This window comes from Streptomyces sp. NPDC002845, assembly GCF_053591955.1.
The window spans coordinates 166,136-185,759 of sequence record NZ_JBSFUU010000002.1 but is presented as its reverse complement, the minus strand read 5'-3'; the positions used below and the strand labels follow the sequence as shown (position 1 = coordinate 185,759).

General features: G+C 70.4%; 15 protein-coding genes and 3 pseudogenes. 8 read left to right on the top strand and 10 right to left on the bottom strand.

Going from position 1 to position 19,624, the window contains the following annotated elements:
• Positions 1-39: 39 nt before the first annotated feature.
• The 3 genes and pseudogenes from ACWD3C_RS02065 (at position 40) to ACWD3C_RS02055 (ending at position 3,234) form a co-directional block, all read left to right on the top strand.
• A complete protein-coding gene (locus ACWD3C_RS02065; RefSeq protein WP_451139055.1) occupies positions 40-1,449 on the top strand; it encodes an amidase in 1,410 nt (469 codons plus the stop codon).
• Between the two features lie 6 nt (positions 1,450-1,455).
• Positions 1,456-1,710 (top strand): hypothetical protein, encoded by a 255-nt coding sequence (locus ACWD3C_RS02060; protein ID WP_451139053.1) that lies wholly within the window; start codon positions 1,456-1,458, stop codon positions 1,708-1,710.
• Positions 1,711-1,839: 129 nt separating this feature from the next.
• Positions 1,840-3,234, top strand: a pseudogene (locus tag ACWD3C_RS02055) (aminotransferase family protein).
• Positions 3,235-3,460: 226 nt separating this feature from the next.
• On the opposite strand, the gene ACWD3C_RS02050 reads toward ACWD3C_RS02055, so the two are convergent.
• The 3 genes from ACWD3C_RS02050 to ACWD3C_RS02040 form a co-directional block, all read right to left on the bottom strand.
• Complete coding sequence (locus ACWD3C_RS02050) at positions 3,461-4,726, bottom strand: NAD(P)/FAD-dependent oxidoreductase (RefSeq protein ID WP_451139051.1); 1,266 nt, start codon at positions 4,724-4,726, stop codon at positions 3,461-3,463.
• Positions 4,727-4,874: 148 nt separating this feature from the next.
• Complete coding sequence (locus ACWD3C_RS02045; protein ID WP_451139049.1) at positions 4,875-6,260, bottom strand: deoxyguanosinetriphosphate triphosphohydrolase; 1,386 nt, start codon at positions 6,258-6,260, stop codon at positions 4,875-4,877.
• Positions 6,261-6,324: 64 nt separating this feature from the next.
• Positions 6,325-7,284 (bottom strand): sirohydrochlorin chelatase, encoded by a 960-nt coding sequence (locus ACWD3C_RS02040; RefSeq protein ID WP_451139047.1) that lies wholly within the window; start codon positions 7,282-7,284, stop codon positions 6,325-6,327.
• Between the two features lie 291 nt (positions 7,285-7,575).
• Here ACWD3C_RS02040 and ACWD3C_RS02035 point away from each other — a divergent pair.
• A pseudogene (locus ACWD3C_RS02035) lies at positions 7,576-8,385 on the top strand (SanA/YdcF family protein).
• A 37-nt stretch (positions 8,386-8,422) separates the two neighbouring features.
• On the opposite strand, the gene ACWD3C_RS02030 reads toward ACWD3C_RS02035, so the two are convergent.
• From ACWD3C_RS02030 to ACWD3C_RS02015, 4 genes are all read right to left on the bottom strand, one after another.
• Positions 8,423-8,890: a hypothetical protein gene (locus ACWD3C_RS02030; protein WP_451139045.1), complete on the bottom strand. Its 468-nt coding sequence runs from the start codon at positions 8,888-8,890 to the stop codon at positions 8,423-8,425.
• 271 nt (positions 8,891-9,161) lie between these two features.
• The gene (locus ACWD3C_RS02025) at positions 9,162-9,962 is read right to left on the bottom strand and encodes an enoyl-CoA hydratase-related protein (RefSeq protein WP_451139043.1); all 801 of its coding nucleotides are present in this window, start codon (positions 9,960-9,962) and stop codon (positions 9,162-9,164) included.
• 10 nt (positions 9,963-9,972) lie between these two features.
• On the bottom strand, positions 9,973-11,280 hold the full coding sequence (locus tag ACWD3C_RS02020) for a hypothetical protein (RefSeq protein WP_451139041.1): 1,308 nt from the start codon (positions 11,278-11,280) through the stop codon (positions 9,973-9,975).
• Complete coding sequence (locus tag ACWD3C_RS02015; protein ID WP_451139039.1) at positions 11,277-12,797, bottom strand: amino acid adenylation domain-containing protein; 1,521 nt, start codon at positions 12,795-12,797, stop codon at positions 11,277-11,279. The genes ACWD3C_RS02020 and ACWD3C_RS02015 overlap by 4 nt, the downstream gene beginning before the upstream one ends.
• Before the next feature lie 419 nt (positions 12,798-13,216).
• Here ACWD3C_RS02015 and ACWD3C_RS02010 point away from each other — a divergent pair, with 419 nt between their 5' ends.
• Entirely contained in the window at positions 13,217-15,442 is a 2,226-nt protein-coding gene (locus ACWD3C_RS02010) for a molybdopterin oxidoreductase family protein (RefSeq protein WP_451139037.1), read from the top strand.
• A gap of 3 nt (positions 15,443-15,445) precedes the next feature.
• On the opposite strand, the gene ACWD3C_RS02005 is transcribed toward ACWD3C_RS02010, so the two are convergent.
• The 3 genes and pseudogenes from ACWD3C_RS02005 to ACWD3C_RS01995 form a co-directional block, all read right to left on the bottom strand.
• Positions 15,446-15,856 (bottom strand): gamma-glutamylcyclotransferase family protein, encoded by a 411-nt coding sequence (locus tag ACWD3C_RS02005; protein WP_451139035.1) that lies wholly within the window; start codon positions 15,854-15,856, stop codon positions 15,446-15,448.
• A gap of 331 nt (positions 15,857-16,187) precedes the next feature.
• Positions 16,188-16,427: a hypothetical protein gene (locus ACWD3C_RS02000; protein WP_451139222.1), complete on the bottom strand. Its 240-nt coding sequence runs from the start codon at positions 16,425-16,427 to the stop codon at positions 16,188-16,190.
• A 72-nt stretch (positions 16,428-16,499) separates the two neighbouring features.
• Positions 16,500-16,832: pseudogene (locus tag ACWD3C_RS01995) on the bottom strand (ATP-binding protein); the annotation flags it as partial.
• Between the two features lie 196 nt (positions 16,833-17,028).
• Here ACWD3C_RS01995 and ACWD3C_RS01990 point away from each other — a divergent pair.
• The 3 genes from ACWD3C_RS01990 to ACWD3C_RS01980 all read left to right on the top strand — a co-directional run bounded on the left by ACWD3C_RS01990 (position 17,029) and on the right by ACWD3C_RS01980 (position 19,547).
• Entirely contained in the window at positions 17,029-17,907 is an 879-nt protein-coding gene (locus ACWD3C_RS01990; RefSeq protein ID WP_451139033.1) for a helix-turn-helix domain-containing protein, read from the top strand.
• Positions 17,908-17,910: 3 nt separating this feature from the next.
• Positions 17,911-18,096, top strand: a complete 186-nt coding sequence (locus tag ACWD3C_RS01985) for a DUF397 domain-containing protein (RefSeq protein ID WP_451139031.1) — start codon at positions 17,911-17,913, stop codon at positions 18,094-18,096.
• A 527-nt stretch (positions 18,097-18,623) separates the two neighbouring features.
• Positions 18,624-19,547 carry a hypothetical protein gene (locus ACWD3C_RS01980; protein ID WP_451139029.1) on the top strand — a complete coding sequence of 308 codons (924 nt, stop codon included), beginning with the start codon at positions 18,624-18,626 and terminating at the stop codon, positions 19,545-19,547.
• The last annotated feature ends 77 nt before the right edge of the window (positions 19,548-19,624 follow it).

Below are 19,624 nucleotides of genomic sequence, written 5' to 3'. Positions count from 1 at the left end.
CGCAGCCCCACATCCGTCACCGTCACAGATTGGACCCCCATGAACCCGTTCGACTCCGCCGTGCGTCTGGCAGAGGCGGTACGCAAGCGTGAACTCAGCCCCGTTGAGATCGTCGACACCTATCTGGAGCGCATCGACCGGTTCGACCCCGCGATCGGGGCATTCGTCTGGCGCAACGACGAGGAGGTGCGTGAAGCCGCCCGCAAGGCCGAGCGTGCCGTCATGGACGGCACAGAACTGCCCGCCCTTCACGGGGTGCCCATTCCCATCAAGGATCTGACCATGGTGGCCGGGCAGCCGGCCACGTTCGGCAGCCGTGGCTGCGACGACACGCCTCGCGCGGTCACGGACCCTGTCGTGACCAGGCTCCTGGACGCCGGGGTCCTGTTGATGGGCAGGACCAGCACGCCGGAGATGGGCCTGCTGAGCGTCACGGAGGGCTCCCGCTACGGGATCACCCGCAACCCCTGGAACACGGACTACTCGCCGGGGGGTTCGAGCGGCGGTGCCGCGGCGGCCGTCGCCGCGGGGCTCGCGCCCGTCGCCCACGCCAATGACGGCGGTGGCTCGATCCGCATGCCGGCCTCGTGCTGCGGGCTGGTCGGGCTCAAGCCCAGCCGCGGGCGGGTGCCGCAGTACGTGGCGGCCTGGGAGCACGCCACGGTCGAGGGGGCGGTCACCCGGACGGTGCGGGACGCGGCCGCGTTGCTGGACGTCATGAGCGTGCCGGACAGCCTGGTGATGTACGGGGCGCCCGCGCCGGAGCGGCCGTTCTCCGAGGAACTGGGCCGGGAGTGCGGGCCACTGCGGGTGGGCCTGCTGCTGGAGGCGCCCACCGGACTGCCCGTGGATCCGGTGTGCGTGGAGGCGGCCGAGCGGACCGCGAGGATGCTTGAGTCGCTCGGACACGCCGTCTTCCCGGTGGCGCCGCGCCTCTTCACCGAGGAGGCGGTCCTCGGGTACGCGCAGACCATCCTGGACGCGGCGCTGTGGTCCGCGCCCTACGACAAGCCTGAGCTGGCCGAACCGCATCTGCGGTTCCGGATGGAGCGTGCCGAGACCCGCCACTCGGGTGCCTACGCCAAGGCGGCCGTGCTTCTGCAGCAGGAGGCCGTGGAGGTCCGCGCCCAGTGGGGCCGCGACTTCGACGTTCTGCTCACCCCGACCCTCGCCTGCCCGCCTCCGCGGGCCGGAGCCTGTCTGGCGGAGGCCAACGCCGACCCCGGCGGACCGCGGATGACCGAGAACCAGATGATCTCGTTCACCGCCCTCTGCAACATCTCCGGTCTGCCCGCCATCACGCTGCCGGTCCACACCTCGCCCGACGGCCTGCCCATCGGCAGCCAGTTGATCGGCGGGCCCTGGGACGAGGCGACGCTCGTGCGGCTGGCCTCCGCCCTTGAGGAGATGGACGGCTGGCCCCTGCGCTGTGCTCCGCGCTTCGAGTGAACCCTGGTGGCGCCGCTGCTCGGCGCGCTCGGTCTGGAAAGCGGCACCGTGCTCGCCATCGACAACTTCGGCATCCTCACCGGGATCACCGGCGGCCCGGCCTCCCTCCTGCCCTGGCTGATCCCCGTCGCCGGTCTCCTGGCACTCGCCGCGGCGGCCTACGCCTCCCTGCGCGGACGGGTCGTACGGCTCACGGCCCCCGCCACCGCTTCTCCCACCGCGACGGCTCCGGAAGCGGCCGGAACGCCCACGACGTCGTAACCGGCCCGCGGGATCCCGAACCGCCGTACACAACCCGCCGGTCTCGAACCGCCGTGAACAACCCGCCGGACTCTAGAACCGCCGTGAACAACCCGCCGGCCTCTCGAACCGCCATAGAAAGGAACACCGTTGACCACGCGGAACCTGCAGACCCTGCTCGATCTCGACCGCCGCCACGTCGTCCACCCGTACCTCCCTCTCGACGCCAAGGACCGCACGGTCTTCGTACGGGGCAAGGGCTGCACCCTGTGGGACGCGGCGGGCCGGGAGTACCTCGACGCGACGGGCGGCCTGTGGCTGGCCCAGGTCGGCCACGGCCGGGACGAGATCGCCGACGCCGCCTCCGCACAGATGCGGTGCCTGGAGTACTTCACCACCTTCTGAGACTTCTCCCACGAGCGCTCCATCGAGCTGGCGCAGAAGCTGGCACAGCTCTCCCCGGAGGGCCTCGACCACGTCTACTTCACCTCCGGCGGCTCCGAGGGCAACGACGCCGCCATCAAGACCGCGCGCTACTACCACGCCCAGCGCGGCGAGTCCTCCCGTACGTGGATCCTGTCCCGCACGACGGCCTACCACGGCCTGACCTACGGCGGAGGCACCGCGACCGGCTTCGACTACATGAAGGCGGGCGTCGGCCCGCACCTGCCCGACGTCGCCCACCTCACCCCGCCGCACCCCTTCCGCACCTGGCTGTTCGACGGGCAGAACCCGACGGACCACTGCGTCGCCGAACTCGAAGCCACCATCGAGCGGATCGGCCCGGAGAACATCGCCGCCATGATCGCTGAGCCGGTCATGGGCGTCGCCGGCATGGTCATCCCGCCGGAGGACTACTGGCCCCGGATGGACGCCGTACTCCGCCGCCACGGCATCCTGCTCATCCTCGACGAGGTCGTCACGGCCTTCGGCCGCATCGGCCACTGGTTCGCCGCCGACCGCTACGGCATCACACCCGACATCATGATCACCGCCAAGGGCCTGACCAGTGGCTACGCCCCCCTCGGCGCGGTCCTGCTGAGCCGTGAGGTCGGCGAGACGGTCATGACGGGCCACGGCTACCCCGTCGGCTACACCTTCAGCGGCCACCCGGTCTCCTGCGCGGTCGCCCTGGCCAACCTGGAGATCATCGAACGCGAGAACCTGCTCAAGGCGGCCCTGCGCACGGGCGCCCACCTCGCCGCCCGGCTGGAGCCGCTGCGGGACCTGCCCGTCGTGGGCGAGATCCGCCAGGCGGGCATGGGCATCGCACTGGAGCTGGTGGCCGACAAGGAGAGCCGCCGGCCGCTGCCCGAGCCCGGCCCCGGCATCGCCGACGTCATCCGCGACGAGACCGGCGTCGTCGTGCGCGTCGGCAACAGCCACAACCTCGTCCTCTCCCCGCCGCTCGTCATGACCGAGGCCGAAGCGGACCGGGCGGTCGAAGCCGTCGCCGGCGTCCTGCGGCGCGTACGGCCGGGCGGCACGATCGCGAGCGCGGGCTCGGGCTCGGGCTCGGGCTCGGGCTCGGGCTCGGTGGCCTGACGGCCAAGCCCCTTACCGGCCAAGCCATTTCACCCAGCGACCGGCGGGGAACGACGACGTCCCCGCCGGTCGCTGGGTGCTGTCACGTCGGGGTGAGAATGACGGACAGCGGGCGGCAGCGCCGGTCGCGAGGTGGACCGACCACCATGCCCGCCGCCCGGTGATGCGCGGGCAGCGGTGGAGTCCACGCTGACGCCCCGATGGTGATCCGGACTCAGAACACGCCCTATGCGCCCAGGCTCTCCAACGACACATGCGGATCCGACAGCGCCTCCGGGTCCACCTCCCTGCCGGAGCGGACCAGAGCCTGAATCCCCTCTGTGACGTCCCACACGTTCACGTTCATCCCCGCCAGCACCCGCCCCTCCTTCAGCCAGAACGCGATGAACTGCCGCTTCCCCGCGTCCCCACGAATCACCACTTGGTCGTACGAACCCGGGGGCGCCCAGCCGCTGTACTCCATGCCCAGGTCGTACTGGTCGGAGAAGAAATAGGGCACACGGTCGTACGTCAGCTCACGGCCGAGCATGGAGCGGGCGGCCGCCGGGCCGCCGTTGAGCGCGTTGGCCCAGTGCTCCACCCTCAACCGCGTGTCGAACAGCGGATGCGGGAACGCGGCGACGTCACCGGCGGCGTAGACGTCGGGGTCGGACGTGCGCAGCCGCGCGTCCACCACGATGCCTCCGCCCTGTGCGCGGTCGGCCAGCTCCAGCCCCGCCGCCTCCGCGAGAGCGACCCGGGGGGCGGCGCCGATGGCGGCGAGGACGTCGTGGGCGGGGTGTTCCTCGCCGTCGTCGGTGCGGGCGGCGAGGACCATGCCGTCCTGGCCGGTGATCTCGGTGAGGCGGGCGCCGAAGTGGAAGCGCACGCCGTGCTCGCGGTGCAGCTCGGCGAAGAGCTGGCCGAGCTCGGGGCCGAGGACGCCGTGCAGCGGAGTCGGCTCGGGTTCGACGACGGTGACCTCGGCGCCGTACTCACGGGCCGCCGCCGCGACCTCCAGGCCGATCCAGCCGGCGCCCGCGATGACGATGTGGCCGTTGTCCCGGCCGAGGGCGGCGAGGACGTGCTTGAGGCGCTCGGCGTGGGCGAGGCGGCGCAGGTGGTGGACGCCGGCCAGGTCCGTGCCCGGGATGTCCAGGCGGCGGGGCTCGGCGCCGGTCGCGAGCAGCAGCTTGTCGTAGTGGACGAGGGTGCCGTCCTCGCCGAAGCGGACCGTCCTGGCGGCGCGGTCGATGGCGTCGACGGTCTGGCCGAGGTGCAGCTCGATGTCGTGGCGCGCGTACCAGCCGGGTTCGTGCACGAAGACGCTGTCGCGCTCCTCCTTGCCCAGCAGGTAGCCCTTGGACAGCGGGGGGCGCTCGTAGGGGTGGTCGCGTTCGTCGCTGATCAGTATGACGCGGCCGGTGAAGCCCTCCGCTCGGAGCGTCTCGGCCGCCTTGGCGCCGGCGAGTCCGCCTCCGACGATGACGAATGTCTGATCCGCGTCGACCACTTGATGCCTCCTGCCGGGGGTCCCGGGAATGTCTCCCGGATGAACACTGCGGCTGTCGCCACATGCGAGCGTCCCGCACGCAGCGTGATGCGGGAAGAGGGAGTGGCCCGTTCAGGCCACGCAGGGTCACACCCTGCTCGTTTGAACGTCACATACGTCCCCTCAGTCTCGCGTGCAACGTGCGCGCCGACGCGTCGGTGAGGGCCGCGATCTGATCGACGATCACACGTTTGCGCGCACGGTCGTCCGCCGCCGCGTCCGCCTCGTCGAACAGCGCGCGGAACTGCGGATCCAGTCCGTCCGGCGCGCGGGCCGTGAGCGCCTCGGCCAGTTCGGCGACGACGATGCGCTGGTCGGCGCGGAGCCGCTCCTGTTCGGCGCGCTGCATGACGTACCGGTCGGCGACCGCCTTGAGCACCGCGCACTCCATCCGTGCCCCGCGCGGGACGACCAGTTCGGCGGCGTAGCGCGTGAGCCGTCCGCTGCCGTACGCCTCCCGCGTCGCGCCCTCGGCGGCCAGGCAGAAGCGGCCGATGAGCTGGCTGGTGGCGTCCTTCAGGCGGGCCTGCGCGACCGCCGAGCCGTCGTAGCCGTGCGGCCACCACTCCTGGTCGAGGAGCCGGTCGAGGGCTTCGGCGAGCTCGGCCGGGTCGGTGCCGGCGGGGACATACCGCCCGATGGCCACCTCGAACACCGCCTGCCGTTCCGGCTCGGCCTGCAGACAGTTGGGGTCGATGTGGCCCGCGTGCAGTCCGTCCTCGAAGTCGTGCACCGAGTACGCCACGTCGTCCGACCAGTCCATGACCTGCGCCTCGAAGCAGGTCCTGTGCCGGGGCGCGCCCATGCGGACCCAGTCGAAGACGGGACGGTCGTCGTCGTACACGCCGAATTTCGGTGACGCCGGGGCGGTGGGGTGACTGCCGCGCGGCCAGGGGTACTTGGTGGCGGCGTCGAGGGCGGCGCGGGTCAGGTTCAGACCTACGCTGACGAGTTCGCCGGTCCCTGTGCTTCGTTCGCCGGTCCTCGTGTTTCTTTCGCCGGTCCCTGTGCTTGTTACGAAGCGTTTGGGTTCGATGCGAGTGAGGAGCCGGAGGCTTTGTGCGTTGCCTTCGAAGCCGCCGCAGTCCTCGGCGAACTCGTTGAGGGCCTGTTCGCCGTTGTGGCCGAAGGGCGGGTGGCCCAGGTCGTGGGAGAGACAGGCGGCCTCGACCAGGTCGGGGTCGCAGCCGAGGGCCGCCCCGAGTTCGCGGCCGACCTGGGCGCACTCCAGGGAGTGGGTCAGCCGGGTGCGGGGGCTGGGGTCCCAGGCCTGGCTTCTCGTGCCCGGGGTGACCACCTGGGTCTTGCCCGCGAGGCGGCGGAGCGCGGAGGAGTGCAGTACGCGGGCGCGGTCGCGCTGGAAGGCGGTGCGGCCGGGGCGTTTGTCGGGCTCGGGGGCCCAGCGGGCGACTGACGCCGGGTCGTAGCCGGGGGGTGGGGTGTGGTTCGCGTACGGCTGGAGGGTGCTGTTGGTGGGGGTAGGGGTGCCTTCCATGTCTCGACACTAAGCGCAGCCACTGACAAATGGGGCGTGTGCGTTGCGCCTATGCGTCTTGCGCCTATGCGTCTGCCAGGACCTGCCGTCGTGCGGGTGCGGGCTGTTGATGGCTTGTCGCGCGGTTCCCCGCGCCCCTGCCGGTGTCGGCCGGGGCTGCCATGGTCTGGTCGTAGCGGTGGAGGATCAGGCGGGCCATTCCGGGGTGGGCACCGAGGGGGGCGGCGGCGATCCAGGGGGCGGACTCGGCGCACTCGGTGGCGAAGCGGCCGGGGGCGGTGAAGTAGGAGGCGACGGCGACCCGGTGGTGGCCGCGGGCGGCGAGGGAGCGTACGGCGGCGGGGACGGTGGGCGCGGCGGCGGAGGCGTAGGCGGGGACGACCGGGACGCCGAGGCGCTCGGCGAGGAGCTGGGCGGTGCGGCCGGTGTCCACGGCCGCCTCGGGGTCGCGGGAACCGGCAGCCGCCAGCACGACCGCGCTCGCGCGGCGCTCGGCTGCGGTCGTCCGGGTGCGCCATCCGGCCTCGACGAGCCGCGTGTACAGCGTCTCCACGAGGAGGGGGTGCGGGCCGAGCGGGGCGGCCACGCGCGTGCGTGCCTCCGCGGCGGCGGCCATCTCGGGGATGTCCTGCTTGACGTGGTAGCCGCGGCTGAGGAGGAGGGGGACGAGCACGGCCTCGCTGTCGCCGAGGGCGGCGAGCGTGTCGGGCAGCAGGGGTTCGTTCAGCTCGATGTGGCCGAGGTGGACGGGCAGGCCGGGGCGCAGTTCCCGGACCCGCTCCATGAGGGTCCGTACGGTCGACAGCGCGCGTGGGTCACGGCTGCCGTGACCCACGAGGACGAGCGCGGGCGGGGCGGGGCGCCGGGTCCCGTTCAGCGAGACGACACTGAGCTGGCTGGCGAGCTGGCTGCTGATCCGGTTCATCATGTGCGCCGTACTGTCGAGGTGAGCGCCACGGAGCGGCTGGCCGCCGGGGCGGGGGCGGGCTTCGGACTCGTCGCGAGGAGGGTTCGACGCCGTCATGAACCGATGGTGGCGGGGAGAGGTTGCCACCCCGTTGCGCGGGAATGACGGGTGTTTTCCGGGGGTTCACGGTGGGGTGCTTGGGGTGTGTGAGGTGGCGTGACCTGCGTTTTTCTCCCTGCGAGTGATCCTGGTCACGTAGGCTTCGGTAAACCGGATCACCGTCTGGGGCGTCCTCCTGGTCGAAACCCGAGGGAGGGATCCCGGGGGATCAAGGGATCAGGGGATCAGGGGAAGGACCGTCGGATGCGTCGCCTGAGGCTGCCGGAGCCGCTGCGGCTGCCACTGCGAATGCCGCTCCGGCTGCGGCAGTGCCGGCCCCGGCTGCCACGCACTCGCGCGGGGCAGCGGCGCGCCGTGCAGGCGCTGATGCTGCTGTGCGTGCTGGCGCTGCTGCCGACGACGTGGCTGTTCACGATGGCGGGCGACCGGCTGCGGACGGCGTACTCCGTCCCGCGCACCGAGGTCGCGGTCGTCTTCGGCGCCGGTCTGTGGGGCGGCGAGCCGTCGCCGTACCTCGCCCACCGCCTGGACGCGGCGGCGGCGCTGTACCGCGAGGGGCGCGTGGAGGTGGTGCTGGTCACCGGTGACAACAGCCGCGCGGACTACGACGAGCCGGACGCGATGCGCGCGTATCTGACCGAGCGCGGGGTGCCCGGCCGGCGGATCGTCAGCGATTACGCCGGCTTCGACACCTGGGACTCCTGCGTCCGCGCCAAGAGGATCTTCGGCGTCGACGAGGCCGTGCTCATCGGGTGCTAGGGTCGGTCTCGTCCAGCTGGCGAAAACCAAGTTGGCCGGACCTACCGCCGGGCTGGCGGAATGTCAGGTCTGTGGAGCTGGCGTAAGACCGATGGTTGGCACACCAACCCTCGCCGTTCATTCGGGTCGGCAGCCGTCGATGAAGCAGAAAGATCAACCCGCGAGGGTTGAATCCTCCGCGTTAGCTGGGGAGAAGTCAACAGCCAGGGCTTCCACATCCAGCCATGCGGGAGCTTCGCGGCGGGGAAGGCCGCGCTGGACGCCGTGTTCGAGCCGGACCCCCGGTTCCTGGGGCCTCAGGAACCGGGGGTGGCCAGGGCTTTGGCGTCGGCCAGGTAGGTAGCGGCCGGCCGGCGCGATCAGACCTGTGCGTGGATCAGCGGTTGCCCCATGTGCCCTGGTTGACCGCGCAGCTCCAGCCCTCGCCGCGCAGGATGAGCTTGACCTTGTACACGTTGGTGTTCAGCAGGCGGGTGCGGACCTTGAAGCCGACCTTGTCCTTCTTGCCCGCCATGTTCTTGTCCTTGACGGTGATGACCTGCTTCCACTGCTTTGTGATCTTGTCGTACTTGGTCGGCGTCGCCTTGCCGAAGCGAATGTTCTTGACGTTCTTGACGGTGAACCTGACGTTCTTGAAGTGCTTCTTGCTCGTGCCCTTGATGCCGAAGTACAGGCCGCCGTTGGTCACCCAGCCGTTCGAGTCCACGTAGAAGCGGGACGGGGTGCTGATCTTGATCGGGCAGCCGGGCGTCGCCGCGGACGCGGCCCCGGCGAAACCGACCTGGGAGGCTATGACGGCCCCGGACGTGGCCAGAACAGCGGCAGTTCTGTGGATGCGGTTCATGCGGTGTTACCTCTCCCCCTGAGGCCCTTCACGGGCCCAACGACAGGACGTGCGCCACACGTTGAGCACCGGAAGACCCCCGTATCCGTGGCGCCCGTAGTTTTTAGCACGCCCAGGCGTCCACGCGGACGTCCGGTACCGGAGCGGCACGACCCGGTGACAGAACCGGGACATCGGCGCGAGACACACGGGCGCGGGGCCCTCTCAACACCGAACGGTACCGTGTCCGCCCGGCGTTGAGAGCCCAGCCCGTCGAACGGTCAGGGAACGGTCAGCGAATGAAACGCGGTTGCCGCTTCTCCAGAAACGCCCGCATCCCCTCTTTCTGATCCTCCGTCGCGAACAGCGCGTGGAACACCCGGCGTTCGAAGAGGACACCGTCACGCAGGCCCGTCTCCATGGCGCGGTCGACGCACTCGCGGGCGGCCGTGACCGCGGCGCGGCCGTAGGAGGCGACGGTGGTGGCCGCCTCCGTGGCCGCCGTCAGGACCTCGGTGTCGGGGACGACTCGGGACACGAGCCCGGCGCGTTCCGCCTCGGCCGCGTCCATCGTGCGGCCGGTGAGGATCAGGTCCATGGCCTTGGCCCTGCCCACCAGGCGGGTCAGCCGCTGGGTGCCGCCGATGCCCGGGATCACGCCCAGCTTGATCTCGGGCTGCCCGAAGACCGCCGACTCGCCCGCGATGACGAGGTCGCACATCATCGCCAGCTCGCAACCGCCGCCCAGGGCATAGCCGTTGACGGCGGCGATCTTCGGGGTACGGAAGGCGGCGAACTCCTCCCAGCCGGAGAAGTAGTCCTCGGCGGCCATGTCGGCGGCTGTCCTGCCCGCCATCTCCTTGATGTCGGCCCCGGCCGCGAAGACCTCCTCCGAGCCGGTCAGCACGAAGCAGCCGACCTGTGGGTCCGCGTCCAACGGGCGCAGGACGTCGAGGAGTTCGGTCAGCAGCTCGCCGCTCAGGGCGTTGCGGACGTGCGGGCGGTGGAGGCGTACGGTCACCGTCCCACCGTGGCGTTCGACCTTCAGGGTGCTCGTCGTGCTCGTCGTGCTCGTCGTGCTCGTCGTGTTCATCGGCTTCCCCTCAGGAGTCCCAGATCGCGCCGTACGCCGGTATCCCGCGCCGTTCAAGGCCGTGCACCACCTGCCAGGTGAGCTTCTTGTTGGAGATGCAGATGACCGCTTCGGCGCCGAAGTCGCGGTACGCGGTGTACGCGAGGCGGACCATGTCCGGCTTGCCGTGCAGGCTGGTGTCCCAGATCAGCGCGTCGGGCTGGACGGCGAGGATCTCGTCGACCAGGGCGTCGCCGTAGGTCGAACGGGGGTCACGGGTCGCCCAGACCAGGCGGGAGGGGACCTCGGCGGCTAGCAGGTGGGGCAGGCAGGGGCCGATGCCGCTGCCGGTGGCCACGTAGATCACCTTGGTGAAGAGGGTCTCGATATTGGCGACCCCGGCCGTCGTGATGCCCTTCACCCACACCTTCGACGGCCTGTCGTCGATGAACGATCCCGTCCAGTCCCCCGCCCGCGAGATCGTGAGCCGGAAGCCCGGCTCGCCGGGCGAAGGCACGTTCGCGAAGGAGTGCCACTCCTTCAGCGGGCTGCGGCTGATCGCGGTCGAGGAACCCGCGAAGGGGGTCTCGCCGTGGTCGAAGCGGGCCAGCACGACGTGGGACGACGGGCGTTCGACGCGTACGTCCACCTTGCGCAGCCGCAGCCACGGCAGCGCCACGCTGAAGGTGACGACCCCCAGGACCCAGAACCCGGCCTGTCGCCCGCCTGCGCTCAGCGCGGTGTGCGTCCAGAACAGCGCCAGTGCCGTCCAGCCGCCGAAGCGGTGGATCTTCTCGAAGTGGTCGTGGAAGCGGGAGCGGAAGGGTGGGAGGGCCGTGACGACGATGACGGCAAGCAGGGCGATCAGTCCCCAACTCACTGCCAAGAAAGACGCGTTGCTCCCCTCACCTGTCACAGTCACCGTCACGGTCAAGCCGAGGAACCACAGGCTCCCCGCCAGCGCCCCACCCACATGCAGCCCGCCGAAGTGGTACACCTTCCCCAGCGTCCATCGCACCCCCAACGGCCACGACGTCGGCGCCCAAGTCGCCAGCCGGAAGAGGGCGTTGATGACGTACTGCTGGCGTACGAGGACCGCGATCGCGAGGTTCGCGAGGGCGGCATGGCCGAGGGAGACGGTCTCCATGGGCCAACTCGCGTACAAGACAGCGAGGTTGACGCACAGGACCAGGGCGGCCAGGCGGTTGTAGTGCATCAGGCGGGGGTGCTTGAAGGCGCGTCTGACGGTCGACGTCGGCGGGGGCAGCTCGGTGGCCGCCGGTGGCGCCGTACGCCGAGCTGACGATGTCACGACCGTACGCGGAGGTGAGGACGTCATCGCGTCACCGCCGTGAGCTCCTCGGCCAGCCGCAGCAGCGCCGACTTGTCGATCTTTCCCCGGTCGGTCTCGGGGAGGGACGCCAGGGGCAGTACGTCGGCCGGCACGCAGTAGTACGGCAGGGCCGCCTCCACGGCCTCGCGCGCGGTGGCCGGGTCGACGTCGGCCGGGCAGACGAAGGAGACCAGGTTGCGGGCGTCCCGCTGCAGGGTCACCGCGCGGGTGCAGCCCGGCACCCGTTCCAGCACCGAGGAGACGGAGTCGAGTTCGACGCGGAAGCCGCGGACCTTGACCTGGTCGTCGGTACGGCCGAGGTGTTCCAGTTCGCCGTCCGCGGTCCATCTGCCCAGGTCACGGGTGCGGAACATACGGTGGTCGCCGCCGAGGAAGGGGTCGGGGGCGTACCGTTCGGCGGTCAGCCGCTCGTTGCCGAGGTAGCCCGCCGACACGCAGTCGCCGCCGGCCCACATCTCGCCGACCTCACCGATGGGGAGGGGGCGGCGGTCGGCGCCGAGGACGTACACCGTGTTGTTGGGGGTGGGGCGGCCGATCGTGAGCGAGGGCGCGCCCGGCTCGTGGCGGCGCATCGTGTTCACGATCGTCGTCTCGGTCGGGCCGCAGCAGTTGTAGAAGGCCGCCCGTGCCGCCCACCGGTCGGCCAGCGGGCGCGGGCACGGCTCGCCGGCCACCGCCACCGTCCGTACCCGGGGGCAGGCCGCCGGGTCGATGCCGGACAGCACCGTCGGCGTGGCGACGACGATGTCCGCCGTACGGGCCGCCACGGCGATGTCCTTGCCGCGGATGACGAGCGTGCCGCCGTGGGCCAGGCAGCCGAGGATCTCCCAGGCCGCCATGTCGAAGGCGATGTTGAGGAGCTGGGCCACGCGGTCGCCGGGACGGATGCCGAGGTCGCCGGGGGCGGTGAGGAGGATGTTGGCGACGTTGCGGTGGGTGACCTTCACGCCGTTGGGGCAGCCGGTGGTGCCGGAGGTGAAGAGGACGTAGCAGCCGTCGCCGGCCCGCACATCGACAGCCGGGCCGGGCTCGTACGGCATCGGCTCGTCCAGCGCGATCAGGCGGTGGCCCGCCGGCACGGGCACGCGGGCCGCGTACTCCCGCAGCGTGAGGATCACCCGGGTCCCGGCCGTGCGGATGACGTGGTCGAGCTGGGGTGCGGGTGCCAGGCCGACGTCCTGGGGGACGTAGGCAGCGCCCGCCTTCAGGGTGGCGAGCAGGCCGACCAGCATGGGCAGGGAGCGGCGGACGAAGAGGGCGACGTGGTCGCCGGGGCGGACGCCCTCGCGGACGAGGCGGGCGGCGAGGGCGTCGGCCGAGCGGTCGAGTTCGCCGTACGTGATCGTCGAGCCCTGGTGTTCGGCGGCCACGGCGGCGGGGGTGGCCGTGGCCCAGCGCTCGACGGCGTGATGGAGGAGGGGGTCGGGGATGGGGACGGTCGGCCCTCGGCCGTACGCGTGGAACAAGGCCCTGTCGTGGGGGGTGAGATGGCGCAGAGGCATGGTTCGGAGACCTCCTTGGCTGTTTCGAGAGACGGATGACATGGCCGTTGGACGCGGCCCATGCTCGGTTTCGAACGCCGTGCGGGGTCTTGCGTGGGGCCCGACTGTAGTCCCGTTTTTTGAATCCTCAACTAGGTGTGATCAGCCAACTACGGAACGGAATGAGCCACATGAGGCGTTCTCTGCCACAGCGGCAACTCTCGTCGCGGCCGGTGGCGACTTGAAGTGGGCACCTCTGTGCCCGGCGCCCGGCCCCTGCTCCGGCCCCTGCTCCGATCTCTGCTCCGCCCCGCTCCAGTCCCTGCTCCGGTCCTTGCTCCGGCCCTCACGCCCGCCTCTCCCCCGCCGGGAGGTCCCCGTCCCGGCCGCGTAACGGGCCGCGTTCCGCCGCGTAACACGCCCGCCGCACGCTGAGCGGTATGGAGACCTCCGCGACGCCCACGCACTGCCCGTACTGCGCCCTGCAGTGCGGGATGAACCTGACGCCCGCGCCGGACGGGGGCGTGGAGGTCGGGGAGCGTACGGACTTCCCGGTCAACCGGGGCGCGCTGTGCGGCAAGGGGCGTACGGCTCCCGCGCTGCTCTCGCCGGCGGTACGGCTGACCTCGCCGCTCGTCCGGCGGGACGGGGTGCTCACGCCCGCCACCTGGGACGAGGCGCTCGACCGGATCGCCGAGGGGCTGTCCCGCACGCGTACGGAGCATGGCCCGGACGCGTGCGGGGTGTTCGGCGGGGGCGGGCTGACGAACGAGAAGGCGTACGCGCTGGGCAAGTTCGCGCGGATCGCCCTCGGGACCTCGCAGATCGACTACAACGGCCGCTTCTGCATGTCGTCGGCCGCGGCGGCGGGCATCAAGGCGTTCGGACTGGACCGCGGGCTCCCCTTCCCCCTGGAGGACATCCCGAAGACGGGGTGCGTGATCCTCGTCGGCTCCAACCTCGTGGAGACCATGCCTCCCGCGCTCCGCTACCTCACCGAACTCAAGGAGAACGGCGGCAAGCTGGTCGTCATCGACCCGCGCCGCACCCGTACGGCCGAACAGGCGGACCTCCACCTGGCGCCCCGCCCCGGAACCGATCTCGCCCTCGCCCTGGGCCTGTTGCACCTGATCGTGGCCGAGGGGCGCACGGACGAGGCGTACATCCGGGAGCGGACCAGCGGCTGGGAGGAGACGCGGGCCGCCGCCATGGCGCACTGGCCGGAGTACGTGGAGCGGATCACCGGCGTCTCCGTGCCCGAGCTCCGGGAAACCGTACGGCTGTTCTGTGAGCCGGAGGCCGCCATGGTCCTCACCGCGCGCGGGCCCGAGCAGCAGTCCAAGGGCACGGACACGGTCGGTGCCTGGATCAACCTCTGCCTGGCCACCGGCCGTTCGGGGCGCCCCCTCTCCGGCTACGGCTGCCTGACCGGCCAGGGCAACGGGCAGGGCGGACGCGAGCACGGCCAGAAGGCCGACCAGTTGCCCGGCTACCGCAAGCTGACCGACCCCGAGGCGCGGCGGCACGTGGCCGAGGTGTGGGGCGTCGACCCGGACTCGCTGCCCGGGCCGGGCCGGAGCGCGTACGAGCTGCTCGACGCGCTGGGGACGGACATTCGCGCCCTGCTTCTGATGGCCTCGAACCCGGTCGTGTCGGCCCCGCGCGCGGCACACGTCGAGGACCGCATCCGCTCGCTGGACTTCCTGGCCGTGTGCGACGTCGTCCTCTCGGAGACGGCGGCCCTCGCGGACGTGGTCCTGCCGGTCACCCAGTGGGCCGAGGAGACCGGCACGACGACCAACCTGGAGGGCCGCGTGCTGCTGCGCCGCCAGGCGATCACCCCGCCGGAGGGCATCCGCAGCGATCTGCACGTCCTGCACGAACTGGCCGCCCGGCTGGGTGTGGAGAAGGGCTTCCCGACCGATCCGGAGGAGGTCTTCGAGGAGCTGCGGCGGGCGAGCGCGGGCGGGGTCGCCGACTACTCGGGGATCACGTACCGGAGGCTGGTGGAGGAGAACGGGGTGTTCTGGCCGTGCCCTGCGGACGGTCATGCGGACGGTCATGCGGGTGGTCAGACGGACCAGGGCTCGGACGACTGCGAGGACGCCGCCCTCGACGTACTCCCCGACGACCCGACGGGCGAGCCCACCCAGGTAGCCACCCAGGCAGCCGCCGAGGCGGCCTCCGGGGCGGCCTCGGTCCACCCCGGCACTCCCCGCCTCTTCCTCGACCGTTTCGCCACCGAGGACGGGCGGGCACGCTTCGTGCCCGTGTCGCACCGGGCGGTCGCCGAGGAGCCGGACGACGAGTACCCCGTCCTGCTGACCACCGGACGCGTGGTCGCCCAGTACCAGTCCGGCGCGCAGACCCGGCGCGTCGACGAGCTGAACGCCGCCGCGCCCGGCCCGTTCGTCGAGCTGCACCCGCGGCTGGCCGAGCGGCTCGGGGCGGCCGAGGGCGACCCGGTGGCGGTGGTCTCCCGCCGTGGACGCGCGGTCGCTCCGGCCCGCATCACCAGCACGATCCGCCCCGACACGGTGTTCATGCCGTTCCACTGGCCGGGCGAGGGCCGCGCCAACACGCTGACCAACCCGGCGCTCGACCCGACGTCCCGTATGCCGGAGTTCAAGGCGTGCGCGGTACGGCTGGAGACGGTACGGAACTGACGTTCACCTCGGGGTTCGCCAGTCCCCGCCCTCGATGAGCTTGCCGCGTGCCCGCAGCCGGGCGGCGACGGCGGGGGCGGCCACGTACACCCAGGCCCGTACGGCGGTGCCGTCCGCGCGGGTGACCTCCCGTGCCACGCGCTCGTAGAGGTTGCAGGGGTCGCCCGGCGCGTAGTTCTCCAGGTGGTCGAGTGCGCGGAGCAGTTCGTCGTACGCCCCGGGGCGCGCCGTCACCACCTCCCCGGCGACGACGCCACCCGGTTCTTCCACGGCGTACGGGTAGCCGGGGCCGTCGTACAGGACGAGCCCCCGCATCACCGCCGGCTCCTCGGACTCCGTGCGGCCGCGCAGGAAGAAGTCGTGGTTGTGCTCGCCGGGGCGGAGGGTGCCGTAGACGAAGAACGGGAGCGTCACTCGGCGGTCTCCTCGGGGTGATCCGGGGGACGGGGGGGCCTACTCAATGATGCGGTCACGCGGGGCATCGATGCACCGCCTCGGAGGTCGTGGGGGTCACTGCCCGACGAGTCCGGTTCCTGGATCACCGAGAAGTCGATCTCCCCATCAGCCACCATCTGCCGCATCCGTTCCACCGCCGCCGCACGCCGCCGCCGGTCGGCGATCTCCCGCAGCGCATCCGGCGTACGACGGCGTCCCGGTCTACGGCCAGAATCCCATGGCGCCGAGACTACGAGGGCGGCTTCGCCCCATAAGGGCAGGCCAGTCCCTCCGTAAGCGGGCAAGCGGCTCAAGCGACACCCCGCCTCTTGGTCTCGTCCACGGCGAGCCGCTCCAGCAGCGCGTCGGCCTCCGGGGCGGGTACGGCCTCCAGCATCCAGTGCCGCATGACGGCGTGGATGTCGTGCACCCCGGCCCCATTGATGGCCCGGTCGAACTCCTCCTGCCGCCCCTCAGGCAGGGCCGCGCGGATGGCGGGGATGCTGTTGGGCACCTCGGTCTCGACGCCGTTGACCTGGTCGGGAGCCACCGGTCGTACAACATCGAGCTCACACCACACCGACTTCCCGACCGTCAGCTCGCACACCCCCCACCGGTCGGCCACCTCCCGCACGATCAGCAGCCCCCGGCCGAACATGTCGTTCTCCGCCGCCACCCGCGGCTTCGGCAGTAACTCGCCCTTCGGGTCGGAGACGGATACGCGTACGACGTGCTCGGTGAGGGTCAGTTCCACTCGGAAGAGCCGGTCGCGCAGACAGCCGTGCAGTACGGCGTTGCCGCCGAGCTCCGACACCAACAGGGCGGTGTCGGCGGCGAGTTCGGGGTGCCCCCATTCGGTGAGGAGGCGGTGGGCGCGGTGGCGGGCGAGGGTGACGCTCTTGGGGAGAGGGGTGTAGTCGAGACGGTCGTGGTGGAGGGCTGGGGGTTCGTCCATGTCGTGTGCCTCCGGGCAGGGTTGGGCAGCGCCATGCATCAACTGGCGGGCGCTCTGCGAGCGATTCGTCACCGACGGTAGGGGCAGCATATGGAAGCCCGCAAGCTCCTCTGGGAGGAAATCCTCCGATCGAGTTGCATGGCGATCACGCACCGCGCCAGACTGACCGCGCACCGACACCACGAGGAGCGCCAACGTGACCGCGAGCCAGCCGACGCAGGGCAACAGCACGTCCACTGTCCTGGGGCGCCGACTGGGCGCCGAACTCATCAAGTTGCGCACCGCGGCGGGGCTGACGCAGACCCACGCAGCCAAGGCACTCACGGCATCGACCACCAAGGTCGCGAAGATGGAGCGCGGTTGGGTGCCGATGCGTGACCCGGACATCCGGGCGTTGTGCGAGCTGTACGACGTCCGCGACCCCGGCGTCGTCGGCGGGCTCCTGGAACTGGCGAGGATCGACCGGGAACGGCGCAAGGCAAAAGGCTGGTGGGACGACTACGCGATCCTGGGTGACATGCAGGAGTACGTGTCCCTGGAGAGCGCCGCCACCGCCATCAAGGCATGGCAGCCCGCGTTCGTACCCGGTCTGCTCCAAACCCCTGACTACGTACGCGCATTGAGACATGGGCGCGCTTCGGTGAACACGACAGAGGACGACGAGTTCGTAGCGGCACGTCTCGCCCGACAACAGCGCCTCACGGACGACCCGCCCATCACCCTGCGAGCAGTGATCTACGAAGCCGTCCTGCGGAACTTCCCCGGCGACGCGAAAGTCGCTCGCAAGCAGCTGGACCACCTTGCGAAGATGGCCGAACAACCGAACATCAACCTGCTGGTCCAGCCTTTCAGTGCCGGCCCGCACAGAGGGTTGAACAGCTCATTCAACATCATCTCGTTCGCAGACCCCGGAGCCATGGACGTCGTATACCTGGAGATCCCCTTCACCCGCCTCTGGATCGAGGGCGGTGAAGGCGCTGCGGCTCACGACGAGTTGTTCGAGACAATCGCCGAAAGCTCCCTGAACGAACGCGACTCCGTCTCCCTCCTCCATCGCCTCCGCAAGGAACTCTGAGCCATGCCCGACTTCCAGTACCGCACGTCCAGCTACAGCAACCCCGATCGTGAGTGCGTCGCAATAGCCACCAACATCCCCACCACCATCGCCATACGCGACTCCAAACACCCCACCGGCCCCTCCCTCCACCTCCACCCCACCACCTGGACAACCTTCCAAACCGCCCTCGTGCGCGGGCAGTTGTGACCCACCACGCGTCCCACTCAAGAGTCCGTCGGGCAGGTCTCCGCCCCGCCCTCGTGCAGGCGGCGGAGATTACGGCGGCGACTCATCCGGCTGAGGGCGGTGTACAGCCACCCCACCGGATTGACGAGCCGCACCAAGCCAAAGAGCGTGGAGTCGGCCAACGACAGCCAATACGCCTCCTGTTCGGCCACGGTGACGACCCGTTACACAGGAACAGGGTCGAAGATTCTCGCCAGGTCGAGCAAGGTCGCCGCACGTCATCGCGGCATCAAGTAGACGACCCACGCCCCTGCCTCGCCGGCCACAGGTGAGGCGTGCGCGTTGCGCAGGGCACCCTCTGGAGAGTCAGATTCTGCGTTCGTAACACACGACCAGCCAAAACCCGGCGATCGCACGCGGAGAGACAACGATGTCTCAAGTTTTACTCGCCGGTAGGGATATTTGACTCTACTGTGACTCCGCTCCCTGGCAGATACTCAGTCGCGCCGGAATCGCGGCCTCATCGGGCTACAGGAAGAGCGGAAACAGTGGATTCCTTCGCATCCCCAGAACCGCAGAACTCGGACGCGCCGAGCAAGGCTCGGCCCTCGCGGAAGCGCAAGCGCGGCAAGGCCAAGCTGGCAACGCTGGGCGTCGCCGCGGCGGTCGTCGGCGGCGCCTTTGCCGCCACACTCTCGGCGAACGCAAACGCCAACCAAACCGAAACCGAAACCGCCCAAACCTTGGCGGACGAAGACCCGCCGACCGACCAGGAGTTACTCGATGCCTGCCAGGGGGCGGACGTCTGCCAGTACAACGTGACGAGTACCTCTCGCTACCCCGGCCCGGAGCACGTGGTCGGCGACATAGTCATCAACTGCGAGCCCGAGACGGTTACGCGCAACATCACCTGGTCGGACACGACGAAGGCAAGCGCGAACGTCAATCTCTCGCTCGCAGGCAAGGTTGGCTTCCTGAGCGTCCTCAACGCCAGTTTCACCGCGTCACTCGGGGTCGGCTTCGAGAGTTCCCACACCACGTCAGAGTCGTTCACCGAAACGCTCCGGCCATTCTCAAAGTCGGAGGTCGTCAGGGCAGCCCCGATGATGGCGACTGTCGGCGACTGGGAACTGCATTTCCCAAGCCGCTTCCACGGTCACTTCATCTGGTTCGACAGGAATGTAGTGATCGAGGCGGAGGATTCTAACGGCGCCGGATTCATCGTTTTCCGCCAGAGGGCCTTGACTCAGGCCGAGATCGACAGAGACTGCACCGATTTCGCCAATGCTGTCGCGCCCGAACCGTTCGAGGAGGAAAAGATTATCTCGGCACTCACCGAGAATGGTTCGAAGCCGGGCGGGAGCGGGAGGATCGAACCCGGGGACGCCGCGGCGGCTCCCGAAGAGACACTTCCTCCTGTCGAGGACGCACCTACGCTTCCTCCTGTCGAGGACGGGCCCGCGGATAGCTGAACAGTGCAAACGATGGCCGACCCGCGTTGTGAGTCGGCCATCCGGCCAAGGTCCCGGAACAACACGGTCGCGCCCAC